This window comes from Paenibacillus sp. 3LSP (assembly GCF_032465655.1).
GTDB classification, from domain to species: Bacteria; Bacillota; Bacilli; order Paenibacillales; family Paenibacillaceae; genus Fontibacillus; species Fontibacillus barengoltzii.
In genome coordinates, this window is record NZ_JAWDJI010000124.1 from 1 (window position 1) to 17,424 (window position 17,424).

Below are 17,424 nucleotides of genomic sequence, written 5' to 3' on the forward strand. Positions count from 1 at the left end.
CTGCAAGTGACATAAAGAAAAAAAGATTATACAAGAAATTATTAGCTGGTGAAGCGAATTTATAAAAGATTAACATCAATTCGAAGCCTAAGATTAAGTAAATCGATAATGTAATTATTTTATTATTTTGCCTTTTTTCTGCTGAATCAATAATTTTCTTTATCTTTAGTATCTTATATTTTTCTTTAATTAAAGATCTTGCATCGAATTCCTTGGAGTTAAGCTCTCTCTCTATTTTTTCACAACGCCTTATGGCTTTTAGATTATAAGGCTTCACCCCATTTTCTATTTCGGTCCTAATTTGTATTATTTCCTCGATAAGCATATCCTGAGTAATATACATAAATATTTTTCCTCACCTTTTATTTAATTGAAAATTTGCCATCAATTGCTGTTAATCCATTCAGAGGATCTCTTATCCGTATCAGATGTTCATATTTTACTCTATTAGGGGTAAATCACCACTAATCTTGAACCATTATTTCATAATCGCCTTCTAACTGATTGAAAAAAAACAAGCATGGTATGTATTTGGGGGAACATCACAATGTAAAATAATTGGAACCCTCTTCCTCTCAGTTCTTCCCGACAATATTATTAAGCAGTTAAGCCTACTGCTAAAGCCTGGATCACCTCGATGAAGTGGAGCCACATCATCTTTAATAACCCATTATTTTCTATTTATCATAACTTTAATGTCATTTCCTGCAGCAGCAGATGCTCCTATAAACATGGAAAGCATAAGAATTAATGACGTCAAAAATAAAACAATCTTTCTTCACTGCTTTCAATCCTCCATATACTCCTCCATATACTCCTCCATATACTCCTCCATATACATTTTTGCTGTTAGCCTTTTTGATGACTATCTTTTTAATCATTCGACATTGGTCAACAGTTTTCCTTCGAAATGCCTAGAATCGAACATATTGGGAAGGATTTTCTTTTATTTGGAGCTTTTTTCCTCACTTGAAGTCCGTTGCATTAAAATTCTGGCCGAAAAAGTTGGTATCTTTAAGGGGCTACATTATTTCATTTAGGAGGAATACATATTATGGCCGGCAACCCAAGGCTGAACACCAATATAATTCTACTGACTTGGGAGTATTTAGCTCTAATGAAGCACAAAAGTAAAGAAGAGGTAGCAATAAAGAGGGATGATAGAGGCTAGAAGTATATTTTTACAAAAAAAGGAAAAGAGGAGAGCGTTAAATCTCCTCTTTTCCTGAAACAATTTACCCACGGTTACTATTATATTATTACCATTTCAAAAAAGTTTAGAACTTTATTTCTAAATAAATGGGTTTCATTGATATAGTCTAAGCGCGCGATATATCAGAGCAGCACACTCAGCCCGTGTCATGTCACGCTTTGGCTTAAATGTCTGATCTGGATAACCGGTGATAACTCGCTCAGTAGATAGAGCAGCCACCTCCGGTTTCGCCCACCAAGCAATTAACTTCGCGTCTTTATAGTTAGCTTGAGCTGTGGGGACATTACCTTGATATGCCGCATTAGCGATCATCTTTGCCGCTTGCTCCCGTGTGATGGGATCTAGTGGTCGGAACTCCTTCGCGCTGATCCCTTTGGCGACGCCATTTAGCACAGCGGCGGATAGTTCTGGCGCATACCACGCCGTCCGTTGTACGTCCTCAAAGGTAAGGGCTGCATCAGAGGCTTCTTGTAACTCCATAGCCCGCACGAGCATTGATGCAAACTCCACACGAGTCACTTGGCGGTCCGGTTCAAATTTGGAATCAGACACGCCTTTGACGATACCCATGGCGTAAAGTGCAAGAATTTCTTCCTTAGCAAAGCTGCGGTCAATGTCCTCAAACCCAGCCTGATCCGTATGAGTTTGAGGCTCAGCCGTATGCGGATGCGCAGCTTCTTGCTCGTCTACAGGAGGTTTCGGTTGCAACAAATTGCTTCCACCATATGATGGAAGTGACAGCGTCTTACCAGTTGCTGATTTTGGTTTGGTTTTATCTCCAGCGCTGTTCTCTGTCCAGACAGTAAACGTATAGCCCTTATCCGATGACAAATTGCTCGCGGTGTATGACTTCTCTTTACCACGATGTACTTCCTTCCCATTCACTGCATAGACAAAGATTTCATTCGTTAACTGACTATCTACTGTGACTGTCAGCGAAGATGTAGTCGGATTGCCAACAGACACCTCAAAGTTTGACGACGGCAGTGTCACAAACGGCGGAACAGGAGTTGCTTGACCTTCTCCGACGTCGTTAATCGGGATGAGCGACCAATTGTCATATTCTTTGGCACTCTCCAGTCCTCCGATCTCCTTGGCTGTCTCAGGGGCAGTAATGATGCCTACGACGTTACCAGCGTCGTCAACAATCTTGTACTGATCCGCTCCCTCAACCGGATCGATAACGATCACTACAGAATGCTCGTCTCGGTCTCCAACAGTGATTGGTTGACTGGATTGAGGATCATTCGGATCGATGCCCCATTCACCCGGAAGAGTGCGTTGAGTGAAGCTGGATTTTTTACCTTCGCCAGTCTCATTCACGGCGGATACGTAAACAGTATGAGTGGAGCCAGGCTTCAAATCTGTGATAGTGTAACTAGTTTCTTTTGTCTCTCCAATGATTTCATCCTGCTCGTTGTGAACTACATACTTCGTTGCGCTAATGACCTCGTTCCAAGCCAAGGTAAACTGAGTGGCTTGAACATTGTCTATCCGCACATCGGGGCTGGCTGGCAATGTTAATAATGTCTTAGCAGCAGCCTCACCATATCCCGATGCATTACCGGCCTGCACTTTCAACTGATAAGTTTCCCCAGCCCGTAAGTCGCTGAGCGAAATGTCAGTCCCAGATGTCTCAAAATACACGTCATCCGTTACTGTAACTTTGTATTTATCCGCTCCTGTTACTGGCTGCCAACTAAGCTTCGCCGTTGTATCGGAAATGTCTGTATTCAATAATTCACCCGGTTTGTCAGGCAAAGTGCGGACTGTTACTCTGTTGGCTACGCCAGTACCGCTCCGGTTTTCAGCGTAGACTTCAAATGTGTATTCAGTGCCTGAATTAAGAGAATCGATTTCAAATTGCTTTGTTTCAGGAGCCAATTCCTTTTCCTTCACTCCGTTCACCAGCACCACATATTTCTCAGCACCACGAACCGTATCAATTGAAAAGTTGACCACATCTTTACCAATCTCATCGACAGTAATCTTCGTCTTGCCCGGAAGCGTCAGAACTCCATTTAGATAAGCAATATCACCGAACCCGGATTCATTCTTAGCTGAAATTGAGTAATCATATTCTGTTCCACTATTGAGGCCGGTGTCAGTATAGGATAAATCAGACCCGCTATAACGACTCACTGCATCACGCAGCAATTCATACAGTGTTGCGGTTGGCGATGCCGTCCATGACAACTCCACTTCTGTTTCTTTGATCTGAACGGATTGGAATTCACCCGGAGCTGCTGGAAGAGTTAAAAAGCCAAGTACACTGCTCTGACCAGCGCCACTTGCATTATGAGCAGATACAATTACAGTATACTGCTTGCCTCCCTCTAGTCCCGTGACTTGATGTGTTCCTGCGGTGTTAAGCTCCTCCTCATAAACAATCTCAGATCCCTCTTTGATAGTGAGTTGGTAGCTTACAGCGGACTCAACATCATCAAACGAGACATTGACCTTCCCACTGTTATTTGGCACAAATGATACCTTCAAACCATCAACAGGAGCCGGAAGAGTGAGCACTTCAAACTGATCACTCCATTCCGTCGTCCCTACATAATTAGTCGATTTAATGCGGTATTTATAAGTTGTTCCAGCAGCCAAACCATCTTCTCTAATACGGTCTGTCGGATAATCCAACGTCCAAGATTGTCCAGTTACAGTGTTCTCAATTTCGTAACGATATCCACCGCCAAATGACCCGCTTGGCAGTGACCATCCGATTTCAGCCCAATCATCCCCGACTGAGTTCAAATGTAGTGTGGGAGTTACTGGTTGCTTCTGATATTGATACGGCCCGGATACTGTAGTTACTTCATTTCCTGCTAAATCTGCTGCTTTTATATGAAGATACCATTCACCTTCGCCGGGAATGCTCAACTGTAATTGATCAGAGTCAGCTGTTTCCCAACTAGTAGGAGCCGATTGGGAGTTACTTAACTTATATTTTCGCTCATTTACGTTAAGGCCAGAGAGTTGATCCGACCACCGAAAAGTCAAGCTTATTGGATAACTGGTCCACTCCTGATTTTCTGGTGCGGTTGAAATGATCGGTGCTGTCTTATCAAGAATGATGGTGCCGGTATAGGTTATCTTGTCGATTCCCTCATGACCGTCATCTGCTTGAATTGAAATGCCGGTATACATACCTTCTGGAATCTCACTTGTTGACCACTCCAACTGCCAATCCCCCGAAGCAGTTACACTTGTTGATTTAGTGATACCTGCCAATGCAGCGGTAATCCTAACCGAATCTCCGTCTGAATCACTGACTGTGCCTTTGAGTCTAATCTTACTTGCAGACTGATTCGCCGTAATATCAGAGGAATCCACCGTAAGCACCGGGAACATATTAGATATGGACTTTCGGACATACCAATAACCATCTGAATGAATTCCGTTATCCGGGTATGTTCCCTCTTTATCTACGACATTTGATTGTACTAACGCCCCCCTAGTAGGTACATCAACACTGTTGACATATTTGTTATATACCTTGATATAAGTACCTGTACGAGTTGATTCCCCTGGTGGCTGATAGTAAGTAATATCCCATCGTCTTAAGTAGTGAGTATTTTGGTCATCTAATGCCGCGTACAAAGTATATAATTTATCATCTCGACTTGTTCTAATGTAACTCTCACTCCCCGGTACTGTGTATCTGCCGCTAATCGGGTCAAAGTTATACGTTGTTGGCCCAATCCATATTAAACCATATTTAAGATCTTCATCACCCTCATAAACCCAATCAGTCTCTATATAATTATGAGTTTTTGATACAGTATACTTATCCCAAAAAAATAGGGGTGTTTTGTCTATAGTCAGAGAGCCATTGTAACTAGTTGTTACTACACCGCCACGCCCATCATCTGCTGTTATCATAATGTTCGAGGAAGTTCCTGTGGCTGAAAACTCCGCCGTCCGCCAGGTTAATGACCAATTTTTAGCCGATGAAGTATTCGAAACTAAAACTTGCTTTTGAACGCCATTGATTGTTGCTCTTATTGAAAGAGTATCATTATCCGAATCAACTGCCGTACCGGCGATAGTAAATGTGTCAAACCCAGATTTCAAATTTATACTTTTATTTCCAGATTGAATCACATCAATTTGAGGCAAAGAGTTGGGAACTTCTGCACCTTTTACATACCAGTATCCATCCGAATGGATACCATCATTGGGATAAGTACCATCAATAGCTTTTATATCTGAGGCTACCAATGTCCCGCGTGTTTTAGGAGGGTTGGTTGTTAGTTGATATACAGTGTATACTGATCCCTCGTCAGTTGATTCGAATGGTCTATAGAACTCGATTCGGACTGGGGTATAATAAACATTATCCTTGTAATAGGCGGTGTTAGAATATCTGGAATTTAGTCCTCCGGCCCATCCATATACATAGAGATTTCCCGATCCACCCACTGATATATAACCATACCCGTCTATCCAATAATTATTGTAGATCCTGTAATAGTCTTCATTTGAGGCCAACCAATCACCGCTGTAGACACCTGAATCTATCCGAGACTTGTACACCTGCCCTGATGCAGTACCATCATTGATAAGTGACCACCCGGCTGTGTCTACATTGTACTTATTGTAGTAATAATAAACGGCTGCATCACTCTTTCCAGCTCCGACGAAAGTCATCCCCGAAAGTACGACTGCAACCAAGAATATCAAGTACGCTACCTTTTTAATCCAATTCATCTTGTATCCCTCCTGCCCCCTGCTCAGTCAAAATTAAGAACCTCCTAGTCATTGTGCAGGAGGCTCTGTGTCCGTAGGAGCAGGGTTAATCTTTTGTTCTTCTACTTCTTGATTATTGAGATTCATTTCACTACTGATCTCCACTCCAGTTGGAGCAAAATAAATTTCTCCTTCTTCCTGATACTTAATCAGTGCTGCTGCCACATCTGGATTAGTAGTCTCTACGACGGCAATGGCTGGGATCGGATTCTGATTCCCCGTTCCTTCTCTCTGAGGCTCATAACCGTTCTGATTCTGTCTATCTTTAATGAGTAGACCTTTAAGCAAAGGATCATCAGCAGGAGTGACCAACTCGGATGGCTGTCGGTCTTGCCCCTTGATATACACATAAGCATCAACAATGGTTCCCGGCTTAATCATGTCCCCGGCACTCTTAACCTGGTCCGTCTTGACACCAACAAACATCGCTCCGTCTTTTAATTCAAGACTTTCTCCAAATTTGCTTTCCTTAGCCGGGATAAGCATCGACTTGGAAACTGGTATTCCTTTAGGAATTCCAACCTCAGTTGTTACCCAAGATTCGCCTTCCAGCTCCTTCAAATCCCGGATAGCATCATCTGGAACTTCACTCTTCACAACATTACGTTGTACGAGCTTACCTTCCACCAGACTATACGGAGTTAAATTATCTGCTGCCACATAAACCAATTCCGTTGTCACCTGCTTATTGACGATGCTACTCTGAATAACAACGGCTACTCCAGCCAAAATTAAGGCGACAAATACGATGAGCAATCGTCGTGTGGCCTTATTCCATAATTTTTTCAAAATACATTTCACTCCCTGTTACTTAAATTCTCCAAGATAAGGTGTGTGGCGCTTGATAGTTAATGGATAAGAATTAAATCCTAAAATCCTACCCGCAACGAGTTTCACACGAGTATCAAACTGAGCTTCAATTCTTGGCACTTTTGATGCTGTGTTCAGGTAGGAAATTGTTGTCACCAAGTGACTATTCGAAAAAAAATCATTGGTTAGGTCGGTGTTTAGTTTCAAATTAGTTTTCAAAATGTTATGAACCGTTCTTTGAGCTATAGATTCATTTAGTTCCAACCTCCCTCTCTGGTGCTCTATTTCTTCGACACCAGCAATAATCGCTCCATCAAGCGCTTGTTCCACAGCCTTCTCAATTTTGATATGGGCGTTGTAGACTACCAGAAAATCAGTGAGAAAAAACAAAGCAAAGGCGCCGAATAATATCAGCGCCAGATTTCGGAACATATTAGATCACTTCCCTGTCATCGGAAGAATGTACGAGCTAAACCATCTTGCTTTACGCGTATCGGGAGCTTTACCGTCTTTCCCAGCGGTTTTAGACCGATGCATTCATATTCCATACTAGCCTCAACCTCAACGGTATTTCCTCTTTCCACAAGTTTCGGAGTAGCCGTGAGAGTTACTCTAGCCGGATCAATACCAGTCTTTTGAATAAGCCTATTGAACTGCTCGCGATTCGCACTATCGTAACCATTCTCGGCCTTGATAACTTCAAGCAACTCATTTGTAGCAACAGTCAATTTCTGCTGCTGTACGATGTAACCGTACAGGTCGATACCAAGATAGAGAAAAATGGCTGCGACCAGCGTGAAAAACATGAGTGGAATGGAACCTACAGCTCCACGGTTATTCCTGAGCGGAGCTAGCCATGTTTTAAGCACCGAACTTCTCTCCCCTCCCGTGGCTTTTTTTGGTATTAATCATTAAGAAAGGTTGTCAAGTTTCCCTGTGATGGATTGCCAGAAAGTAGGGAGCCAGCCTTTGATCAAGCCCCATACAACCACAATAGCAAGTACAGCTAACAGGGCGTAACCCAAAATTTCTACGATTGAAGCCCCCTGTTGATTTTGTAAAGGTCTTGCCAGTCTGAGTACAACTGTTTCAGTACGAACTACCAACTTCTCAGCCACACCATTTTTCCAAGTTACCACTTTGTTCATAAATCTTTTCATTCCAATTACCTCCTGAATTTTATAAGTTTTGAATTTGTGAAAAAATATCAATAAAAGCAATAATGACGGCTGCAAAAGCGTGAAGAGCCACCAGAATATATAGCATCTTAATCTTCTCTGGCTGGCTACGGGTGACTTCCTTTAGTGCAGCAAGCCGGAGTTTCCGGAGATCTCCCTTAATGCTGTCGAAGTACTTCTTGGCTTCTCCATAACCGCTATTGACCCCAATCTTTACCGCAGCAGCAAAGTCCCGCATGACGGGTACATCGGTTTCAGCCGCAAACAAATCTACGGCATCGGTGAGTTTCATAATGCGGATGTTGGCATTGAGCCGTGCCAGCATTTTCTTCATCCGGGGACCACTCGTTTCCTCCAGCCTCTGAATTGTCGTCAAGAATGACTTGCCTGTTTCGAGAGCGATCATCATTTTGCTTATGAGCTGCGGCAAATCCCTTGTGATCTCTTCCTGCCTGCGCTTATAGGCCTTGGTTATTTCACCAAGTTGCGCAAAAAAGAACACAGCTACTGCCAACGGTATGGCTAAAAACAGAACTGGAAGATCGAGCAGAAAAGGAAGCACTAAAAAAGGAAGGCTCCCGGCAAGCGATTTAACCGCTTTGTCAGCAAGCTCTTCCTCAAAGGTGTTTTCTTTTCCAAGCAGATTGTACATCCGACGAAGCTTCCCATTAAAAATTGGCAGCCGAAGATTGAGTAACTTCGGCATGAGCCTTTCTGCAAACATAACCGTGATTGGGTCCATTTTCAGTTGCCGTAACTCTCTGTGATTTTTCTGGAGTAAGGCTGCCTGATTCGCATAGCGCTTTTCCATATCGAAGCTGGGCAAGAGAATTTTTAGTGCCAGACCGGTACTAATCATGACAGACAGAAACAGTAAGATATTAGATACAATCAATGGACATCCCCCCTTTTAAATTTTGTCGAGATTAAGCGACAGGTAATCGTCGCCTTTTCCTATAGAAAACAGCGTTGCGGCTGCAAAGGAAACTATATAAATCTGACCATGCAAAGTATTTAAAAAGACATTTGCATTGCCATTGTTCATAAAGGACATCATGACTGGCATCATCCACGCCATACCGATGACAGTAAAGAGCTGTTTTCGTTTGCTTTTAGCTTCAATGTCCAGTTCCTGAATCTGAGTGATATCCTCTCCAATCTCATCCACGGTATCCTTCAAACTATCCAATGACTGAGGATGAAATCCTTCCATCTGAGCCATTCTGAGCTTATCCAAGAAGTCTTCCATCTTTCTGATCTTCAGTTCACTTAACATCTCTTCAAAAACTCGATCAATCGGAAGCCCCACGCGTAATTGATTTGATGCTTTTTCGAAGATCGGCTTAGTCACACCGTCCATATCAAGCACTGCATTTTCTAATGCTTTCTGGACGTTCGGAAAATCAGTTAGCTTGCTGATAAAAAGACGCAAGTTTGAAGGAAGATCGAACAGGACGTTTTGTCTGATTTTTCGTTTCACTTTCAGGACAATCGTTCTTGGCAATGTAAAAGACAATACGGCTCCCAAGGCAATAAAAAAGTAGTTTCCTGTGAACAAGGCAATCAAGCCGATCAAACCAACGGAAAACACAACCAGGAAAGCGAACTCCCGAAAGGTGAGTGACCACCCAACCGTCTCCGCTTCCTTACGCACCTGCTCATAACCAAGAAACTTGGAGAGTGTGAATCCCTTATCTGCATTGGCATTAGGAATGACCAGTAGCAATGTTACAAGAGACAAAGCAAAAAAGTAAATGAAACTGACCCATAATGACATTACTCACTCCTCCTCACACCAACGAGATATTGTTTCTTCAGGAGCGCCTTCGGCAATCAGTTTTCGTTTTAGCTTTGTCAGCTTTCCCGTCTGATTAAATCGACGACGAACTGGATCATATTGAAATATTGGTTGAATAATCGGCTTATCACCTTCAAAACCAATCAATTCACCAATTTCAAAGACCACCCTTTTCCCAGTACTCGCTTCATATTTCTGAAACAAAATCAGGTCAAAGGACATGACGATCTGTGATGCAGTCATAGGATTATTTCCTGAAAGTTGTAAAAACCGCACAGCAGCCTCTTCTGTTCCATTAGCATGTATCGTTAGGTGGACAATATGTCCTGTGTTCGCAGCCACAAGGGCTTGGCTGGCAGCAAATTCATCCCGTACCTCACCGATCAAAATGACATCAGGATTTTGCCGAAGGCTCGTTTTTACAAGTTTCGGAATTGGATAAGCTTTTCGCTCATCCTCATGTTCCTTTACAATTACGGAAGCAATATTGGGATAATCCTGATAGCTAAGCTTAGCTTTGAGTAACATTTCTTCGGAATCCTCAATACAGAAAAATCGGGTCAATGGATCGTAGTACTGTGGGAAGCGTATGAGTTGAGTTGTCTTCCCGCTATTCGTTCCGCCCGCGATAATGCAGTTTACCCCATAGGGAAGAACATCCTTAAGAAATTCGGATATTTCCTTTGAAATGTTGCCGTAAGAAATACATTCCTCATCCGAAAATACATCCGGCGGAAATTTACGAATGGAGATTATCGGGCTGTGGGTACTGACCCCTCCCCTAGTCACATCCATGATTACATTGATACGGAACCCGCGATAATTCGCGTCAATAACAGGCTCATTTGCAGTAAGTGTCTTACCAATTGGCATAAGCATTTTATCAATGGTCTGATAAATATGATCGTTGTCGCGAAAACGAATTTCGGTCATATGCACAGGAAACCCATTGCGCTCAACAATCACTTCCGCAGGAGCGTTAATCTCAATACTGCTAATTGCTGGATCATCCAGTGCCGGCTGCAACACGCCCATCTCCGTAATTTCAGTACGGATATAGTCAATAACTTCGCCAATATCCATGCTAAATTTCAAGTCTCGCTGATCCCGGATAAAGTCTGAGATATGGTATTTGACCCTGTTCCGTGCTTGCTCATCAATGATTGCCCGGACAAACTCATCATTGTAGTTTGTGATAAGGTATTGCTGCGTCCGCTCCAGCAAAGTCTTTAGGTTTTCGTCGTCCGTCTTGCTGCGAGTACTGGTTGCCTTAATTTCAGGCCGACGGTACTGTACGAACTCTGCCGGATTGATCAATCCGATAGCCATCCTTTTCTCCCTCCCATAATGCAAATAATTGTTCTGGACGGCTTAGAATAGGTTCTTCCTTAAAGTCACTATTTCTAAACTCGTTACTAAATAAGCTTACATTCTGCACATCGTAGTCCTGTTTTAGCGTTTTGCAGGCTGCATAGGTACGGATAATTTCAACCGGCTCATTCATATTTAGCACGACTTGATCTGCTTCTCTCAACGAGAAGAAGGTCATTGGATGAATCAGTTGCCCCTGTAGAACCGTAAAGATGTAGTGATATCCTGACAGATGGACTTTCAAATACGCTGGTAATTCACTTAATGTTTTGTCTTGTTGAAGCTTAATCAATGTAGGACTATCAGGCTTGCTTTTGGGCTGAATCAGTAATCCATCAAACCCATCAAAATGCTGCAAATACTGGTGAATCCCCTGCAACATCCCCCTGTCATAGTCAATCAGCAACTGATCTACCGACTGTGCATGCTCGAGCTCCGTCACCCCCATGCGGTAAGCAACGCGTGGCAAACCCAAACATGGAAACTCAACAACCACGGCCGTTTCTTCCCGTTTTTTCACCTGACTCAACAGCTTCTCTAAAAGAAGTGAAGAATCTGTACCCGCTGGGTTCCACAGCGCAACCATAACGCCTGTCGGTGAGCGCGGTGGTTCTTTTTCTTTCTTCCATCTAAGCATTCCGTGTCTCCTTTCCAAATAAAATTCATCGGGGAATAGATGTTCCCCTCATTCTTAAATAAAAAAAGCCTCCACTCAAAAATAGAGTAGAGGCTTCCTTTATTGTACAAACCATCGTTTTCTTTTTGTTTTGGGCTGCTCCAGCCAATAAGCAAGTTCCCCTGCATCCGTAAATGGATTAGCCTCTAGAAGATTCATAATAGAGGTTATAGATGGGAACATCTCTCTAAATTCCTTGATCATATCTTCATCGGCATAATTAATAATGAAAGAGGATTTCCTCAACAGGACAGAAAGTTGGCTTAAGTGTTGGACAATATAGTGTAAATCCCATGGTGCAGCTGAGAGCGTAATGAGTTGAAATGGGCAACGCAAAAATTCTTGCGCAGCCGAATTCATTTCTAATCTTCCTTCGTTCTCATCCACCAATACGCCAAGGTCAAGAATAACTGAGTCATACCCGAGCGTATAAACTTCAGCTACATCAAATGGCGAACGATTAGGGAAGAAATCAATACCGTGGCGCTTGAACTTTAAACCGTCAAAATCTGTAGCAAAACTCACGATGTCTGATGGTCTGGGCTTATTTCTATATTCAACAAAAGCCGTTTTCAATCCCTTACTCGCTGTCTCATAGGCAATCTGGAGGGCTGTGTGTGTATTACCACTCCTACGTGCCAGTCCCCCAACTGCAACGATGTAGGGCTGGGATACATGATAGATCGGCAGTTTCTCCGGTTGAGAATCGGTTTTGTTCTGCTTATCCATGTCTACATATTCCTGTTTTTCTTTTAAAGTAACAGGACTCTCTACATGATCTGTTAACTCACGGGCTTCTCTCTCTTTACTTTCATCATTTACCGGTACAGTAATTTTTTCAGCCCGTTTAAATCCCCTTGTCCAGTCGGACAACAGCGTCTGAACCTTCCCCTTATTCTTCTCTAAAGAAAATCCAACTTTCCTCTCAACTTTCTTTTGAGACGCCGGTAATTCAGGATTAAAGCCAGGAATATCAGCCAATGTTTTTTTCGTTTGAATCCATCTTTGTACATCCTCTATTCCGAATTGTTCGGCGGCATAAACATCATATATACCGTACATTCCCAAACTTCTTTGCCACTCGCTATCTACTTCTGGCAAGATAACAATCAGTCTTGTATCTGGTACGCGCATACGCACTTCCTTCAAGAAGTTCACACAATCCTGCCTATGTACTACTCCTAGACCTCCATCAACAATTGCGATTTCCGCATCTACCTGCCCTGCTGATGCAGCAACGGCAAACTGCTCAAGCGTTACATCCGTACCAGCAATAAAATAACCTTGTGTTTCTAAAGCTTCAGCAAGTGGCGTTAGAATGGACAAATCAAACACCAGGTGTAGTTTCACTGTTCGCTCCTCCCTTATCATCAAACAACCAGTTCAAAATAGACATAACCCCGTCAAATATCTGCGGCCAGAAATTAATAATTAGATAACCAATTATGGATAAGAATAAAACCAAAAATGCAAGTGACAACAACTTCTTATAGAATAGACCACCGATAAGCAAGATTAGAAAAATGGCAAGTGCGAGATAAATATAAAAGTTACTTCCTGACCGAACAGCAGAAAAAAGTTCCTCTCCCTTTTCATTTAAGCGATTCCCCACTTTTTCAGGATCAAATGCCTTAGAATTGTCTTTGATCTCCTGAGTTATAGATGCTTCAATAGATGCATCATTTAAAGCAAAAGCCGTATTTAAGGGGACATGGCTGACCAGTAAAATAATCGCCATTAACAACGCCCGTACTTTTAAAATCATCTGTACTCCTCCATTTTATAGCAAAACAAAAACAACCCCTGATTATAGAGGTTGTTGTTTTGGTATATTTTTACAATTAAAAGCCCATAGCTTCGCTAAGGACAATACTATTGTATCTCGACTTTGTACACCCGTCAATCCCCTAATTGAGATAATTGTTCATAAATACTAGTTACGTTTTTAACCCAATTTGTTCCTGTTGCATATACCCCGTTTGGATTTTCAGGATCACTTAACCAAGCAATAGGACTAACTGTACTGGGCTTTCCCTTAGAAAGCTTTACTATCGTCTTAGCCGCAATTATAGCGGCATCCTTGGTTGTTAATTCAGCCCCCCTCCCCTCTTGCCAGCTTCCAAAGACATTCCATGGATTCTTCACTATCTTATCCGCATACTTATTGCTTTTTGGAACAAAGGATTGTTCTGCTCCAGTTATGGCAATTAGCAAATAAGGATCAACTCCTTGAGCTTTTGCCGCATCGTCAATCATGGTTAATATCTCTTTTGTAGCCAACATTGAATTTCGTTTGCCTAACCATTCAAGTAATACAGGAATATCCAAAGGGCGGTAAGTCAATATATCGGATGATTCATCGTAACCGAAATAAACCAGCGGATTCACAGGCTCTCCATTTACGCGCACTTCAAAGTGTAAATGCGGGCCTGTTGAACCGCCAGTATTCCCTGATTCGGCAATTTCTTCCCCTGCTTCAACCTCTTGACCCGATTCCACCTTAATTTTATCAAGATGATAATACCTTGTTTCTATACCATCATGCTGAATCATGATTGCATTACCTGCATTCCCCATGTAATCCGCAAAGATCACTTTTCCCGACTTCGCAGCATAGACAGGTGTACCTATTGGAACCCCAATATCCACGCCTGCATGCAGTTTAATAATTCCCGTAATTGGATGGACTCGGCTGCCAAAAGTGGATGTAATCTTGCTCCCCTCTGTCGGCCAAACTAATTCTCCTCCAACTGGATTAAATCCAATTAAGGAATCACCTTCCCCGTCACCATCTGAAAGATATGAAAGCCAGTATTCCAGAAGAAAATCCTGATCTTCTACTCTCTTGGCACCATGAGCATTAAGGATTTCTCTTAATGGCTCCCAATCTTCACTGTACATCGGTTCAATCCGTTGTAATTTGTCTTGGGTTACAGTTGTCGTCAGATCACCGCATGGAGATGGGGAAGTTTCAGTTGTTGTTTCTGAATCATAAGTATAGACATAATCATTTTGAATCGTCTCTGCCTTTTTCAGAAGAAGAACGGGCTGACGTTCAGTCACTGTTGACTTTTCGTACGTAACCTCACCATCCTCATCTTCATTTCGAAGACAAACCTCTTTCACCGTAACAATCTCAGAACTTTTCCATGTGAACTTGGGGCGTACTTCTTTAAAAGTCTCCTCTGGTTTCAGCACTACTTCCTTGACGTTTTCATCTAAAAATGCGTTAAAAAAAGATGGATCGTTGAGTGAACGATCCACCTGAGCCAGCCACTGCCAATTCAATGCATAGGTTTGGACTTGAGATTCTTGCTCTGCTGTTAACTCTTCATGCCAGCGGTCAGCAATAGCCTGATACTCATCAAACAACTGTTCATCTGAGTCTTCTTTGGTACCATAGAAAAAACCAGATGTACGATCCTTGATTGTATCGAACGTCCCTATCACTGACTGCTTCGGAAGCTCAAAGATCATAAAATAGAGCAAAAACAGCAGTAGTGCAATCCCTCCAATAGCCAGTACATAAGGAAGAATAGCTTTCAATATCGGCTTTAATGCTTTGTTAAGGAGTACTCGTCCTCCTTGCTTTAGTATTTTTTCAATATCCATTCTTTCCCCCTAAACATAATAATTATAGTGCTTACCTCCAGTTGATGGAGACTTATCAGGCCCTGATTTTGGAGACGGAATATTTTCTCTTGAAGATGAATTTACAGTTTCACCATTCGCATTCTTGATTTTATTGGCATCCATGACCCCTCCTGTGACTTCTCCACCATCTGAAATAATGTCACCTTTAAAATTTCCGCCGTTGGTTCTAACTCCCCGGTTTACGGCAGCATTTCCAGAAGCACTTCCGGATCCACGAGCACGAGCCGGCCCAGTCTCAGCAAAGTTGGACTTACCCTGTGTCTTTGTTCCTTTGTCAGTATTAATTGCCGTTATATCCCCATCAAACTTCCCGCCATTTATAGCTACACCCTCGTTGATAACACCTCCACCTTTTGCTTTTGTTCTAAAGGTCTGTTCAGTTACAACAGTTGTCGAACGTTGCATAGGCTTTTCTTCATACGGTTGATCGTGATCGGTTACAAGTGTCGGTTCTTCTATAGCTTCCTCTCTACCGCTTCTACCGCTGTTAACCCAATCTGCGACCTTCTGTGCACCGGAGTAAGTTTTCTTACCTAACCACATACCGCCATTCCCTACCAACTGAGCACTTTTTCCAATTCCTCCTCCAACAGCCCCACCTACAAATGCTCCTTCTAATGGCTTACCTGCCATTAATCCAACTGTGGCTCCTAAAGCGGCCCCAACGCCTTTTGCTCCTTGATTTAGAGCAAATCCAGCAGCCTTCTTACTTATATTCGTCGCCCTATTTCTGAAACTCGGCTTTGCACCAGACATTACCCTAGATGATGAGCCGCTAGAAACAGCTCCTGCTGTACCAGCGGACGCAACATCACCAGAAGACGTATCGCCCATCAATTCAGATGAGCCGCCACCAGCCGACTGTGCTTTTCCCGATTTCTTTCCAGAAAACATTTTACCCATTGCAAGTAACGTACCAAAACCTAATGCTCGACCCATTTTGGTATCTGGTTGCTCTGTTCCCAAGAGACGTTTAACAAGATCTTGTATGGAGGAAAAGCCAAATAAATACGCCACAATCACCCAATTAGATACACCATCGCTACTAAAATAGAGCAAGAAAAAAAATAGCCCTAATGCCAAAGCATGGGCAACGGGCAATATCATATTGGCAACAAATTGATCCCACCATGTTTGCAAAGCGTTGCGATAACGAGGAAACAAGGTCAACATACAGCATGCAACAAACGTTACTAGTAGGATCATTAGATTAATAGATCGCATGGTATAGTCATAGTTTAGTTTTGCTGTCATAAGCGCAGCCAGCAGAACCAAAATGGAAACGATAAATCCCCGATAGCTAACCATATCATCATACCCAGCTTCACCTGTCCCCCAAATCGTATTGAGGAAGAGTCCTGGCTGAAGTCCGTAATCGACCATAACCGCCCAGATTAAATCCGTAAACCAGCTAACAATCGTAGCAACGAACTTCCACAAATACACACCAAATCTTAAAGATATTAGTCCAACAACAAAGGCTGTTGCATAATCTTTGGCCTTTGTTCTGCCTTCTCCAGTGTATCCGTGCCAGAGAAGTAAAAAAGCCATCAGTATAAGAGCAATAAAAATAGGATACGGTATAAAACGTTCCAAAGCAGTATAGATCGCGTCTATCGCATCCATCATTCCCTCGGAAAATACTCCAAGGTATAAACTTGATCGAAGGTCTTCCGTACCCCCCTGCAAGAACCCATCATTGGATGTTTCGGGATTTTTGCCGAATACCAGCAAAGTTACATCTTTCATATTAAATTTTTTTATCAAAAAATTAGCCGCTCCAATGAGGACATCAGAAAGGGTTCGCTCCATCAATCCCGGCTTGTTATCCTCGTCCGAATAATATTCCTCGACTTGCTTACCTATAATACCCTTTTCTTCGGCTGCAAAGGCAGGAGTTGCAAGGGCAAAACTGTGAACCAGTATTAGAAATAAACACGAAATGATCGTAATGCGGCGCAAGCTTATTCCC

Annotated in this window: 14 protein-coding genes; all 14 read right to left on the reverse strand. The window is 42.5% G+C overall.

Annotation, left to right across the window (positions count from 1 at the left end):
• Window positions 1–343, reverse strand: a 343-nt coding sequence (locus tag RW092_RS09780; protein ID WP_316010100.1) for a hypothetical protein, incomplete at its 3' end; no start/stop codon positions are given.
• A 963-nt stretch (window positions 344–1,306) separates the two neighbouring features.
• Entirely contained in the window at window positions 1,307–5,926 is a 4,620-nt protein-coding gene (locus RW092_RS09785) for a fibronectin type III domain-containing protein (RefSeq protein WP_316010101.1), read from the reverse strand.
• A gap of 48 nt (window positions 5,927–5,974) precedes the next feature.
• The gene (gene cpaB / locus RW092_RS09790; protein WP_316010102.1) at window positions 5,975–6,754 is read right to left on the reverse strand and encodes a Flp pilus assembly protein CpaB; all 780 of its coding nucleotides are present in this window, start codon (window positions 6,752–6,754) and stop codon (window positions 5,975–5,977) included.
• 18 nt (window positions 6,755–6,772) lie between these two features.
• Complete coding sequence (locus tag RW092_RS09795; RefSeq protein WP_009225522.1) at window positions 6,773–7,207, reverse strand: hypothetical protein; 435 nt, start codon at window positions 7,205–7,207, stop codon at window positions 6,773–6,775.
• Window positions 7,208–7,224: 17 nt separating this feature from the next.
• Window positions 7,225–7,644, reverse strand: a complete 420-nt coding sequence (locus RW092_RS09800; RefSeq protein WP_068779934.1) for a DUF4320 family protein — start codon at window positions 7,642–7,644, stop codon at window positions 7,225–7,227.
• A 42-nt stretch (window positions 7,645–7,686) separates the two neighbouring features.
• A complete protein-coding gene (locus RW092_RS09805; protein WP_036714855.1) occupies window positions 7,687–7,935 on the reverse strand; it encodes a hypothetical protein in 249 nt (82 codons plus the stop codon).
• A gap of 19 nt (window positions 7,936–7,954) precedes the next feature.
• On the reverse strand, window positions 7,955–8,848 hold the full coding sequence (locus tag RW092_RS09810; RefSeq protein ID WP_120464979.1) for a hypothetical protein: 894 nt from the start codon (window positions 8,846–8,848) through the stop codon (window positions 7,955–7,957).
• A gap of 15 nt (window positions 8,849–8,863) precedes the next feature.
• Window positions 8,864–9,730: a type II secretion system F family protein gene (locus RW092_RS09815; RefSeq protein ID WP_316010103.1), complete on the reverse strand. Its 867-nt coding sequence runs from the start codon at window positions 9,728–9,730 to the stop codon at window positions 8,864–8,866.
• A 3-nt stretch (window positions 9,731–9,733) separates the two neighbouring features.
• Window positions 9,734–11,080 carry an ATPase, T2SS/T4P/T4SS family gene (locus RW092_RS09820; RefSeq protein ID WP_316010104.1) on the reverse strand — a complete coding sequence of 449 codons (1,347 nt, stop codon included), beginning with the start codon at window positions 11,078–11,080 and terminating at the stop codon, window positions 9,734–9,736.
• Window positions 11,028–11,759 (reverse strand): hypothetical protein, encoded by a 732-nt coding sequence (locus RW092_RS09825; RefSeq protein ID WP_316010105.1) that lies wholly within the window; start codon window positions 11,757–11,759, stop codon window positions 11,028–11,030. The genes RW092_RS09820 and RW092_RS09825 overlap by 53 nt, the downstream gene beginning before the upstream one ends.
• 99 nt (window positions 11,760–11,858) lie before the next feature.
• Window positions 11,859–13,148, reverse strand: a complete 1,290-nt coding sequence (locus RW092_RS09830; RefSeq protein WP_120464975.1) for a hypothetical protein — start codon at window positions 13,146–13,148, stop codon at window positions 11,859–11,861.
• On the reverse strand, window positions 13,126–13,563 hold the full coding sequence (locus tag RW092_RS09835; protein WP_036714847.1) for a hypothetical protein: 438 nt from the start codon (window positions 13,561–13,563) through the stop codon (window positions 13,126–13,128). The genes RW092_RS09830 and RW092_RS09835 overlap by 23 nt, the downstream gene beginning before the upstream one ends.
• Before the next feature lie 134 nt (window positions 13,564–13,697).
• Window positions 13,698–15,410: a M23 family metallopeptidase gene (locus tag RW092_RS09840; protein ID WP_050769774.1), complete on the reverse strand. Its 1,713-nt coding sequence runs from the start codon at window positions 15,408–15,410 to the stop codon at window positions 13,698–13,700.
• Between the two features lie 9 nt (window positions 15,411–15,419).
• Window positions 15,420–17,414 (reverse strand): hypothetical protein, encoded by a 1,995-nt coding sequence (locus RW092_RS09845; protein ID WP_316010106.1) that lies wholly within the window; start codon window positions 17,412–17,414, stop codon window positions 15,420–15,422.
• Window positions 17,415–17,424 lie beyond the last annotated feature (10 nt).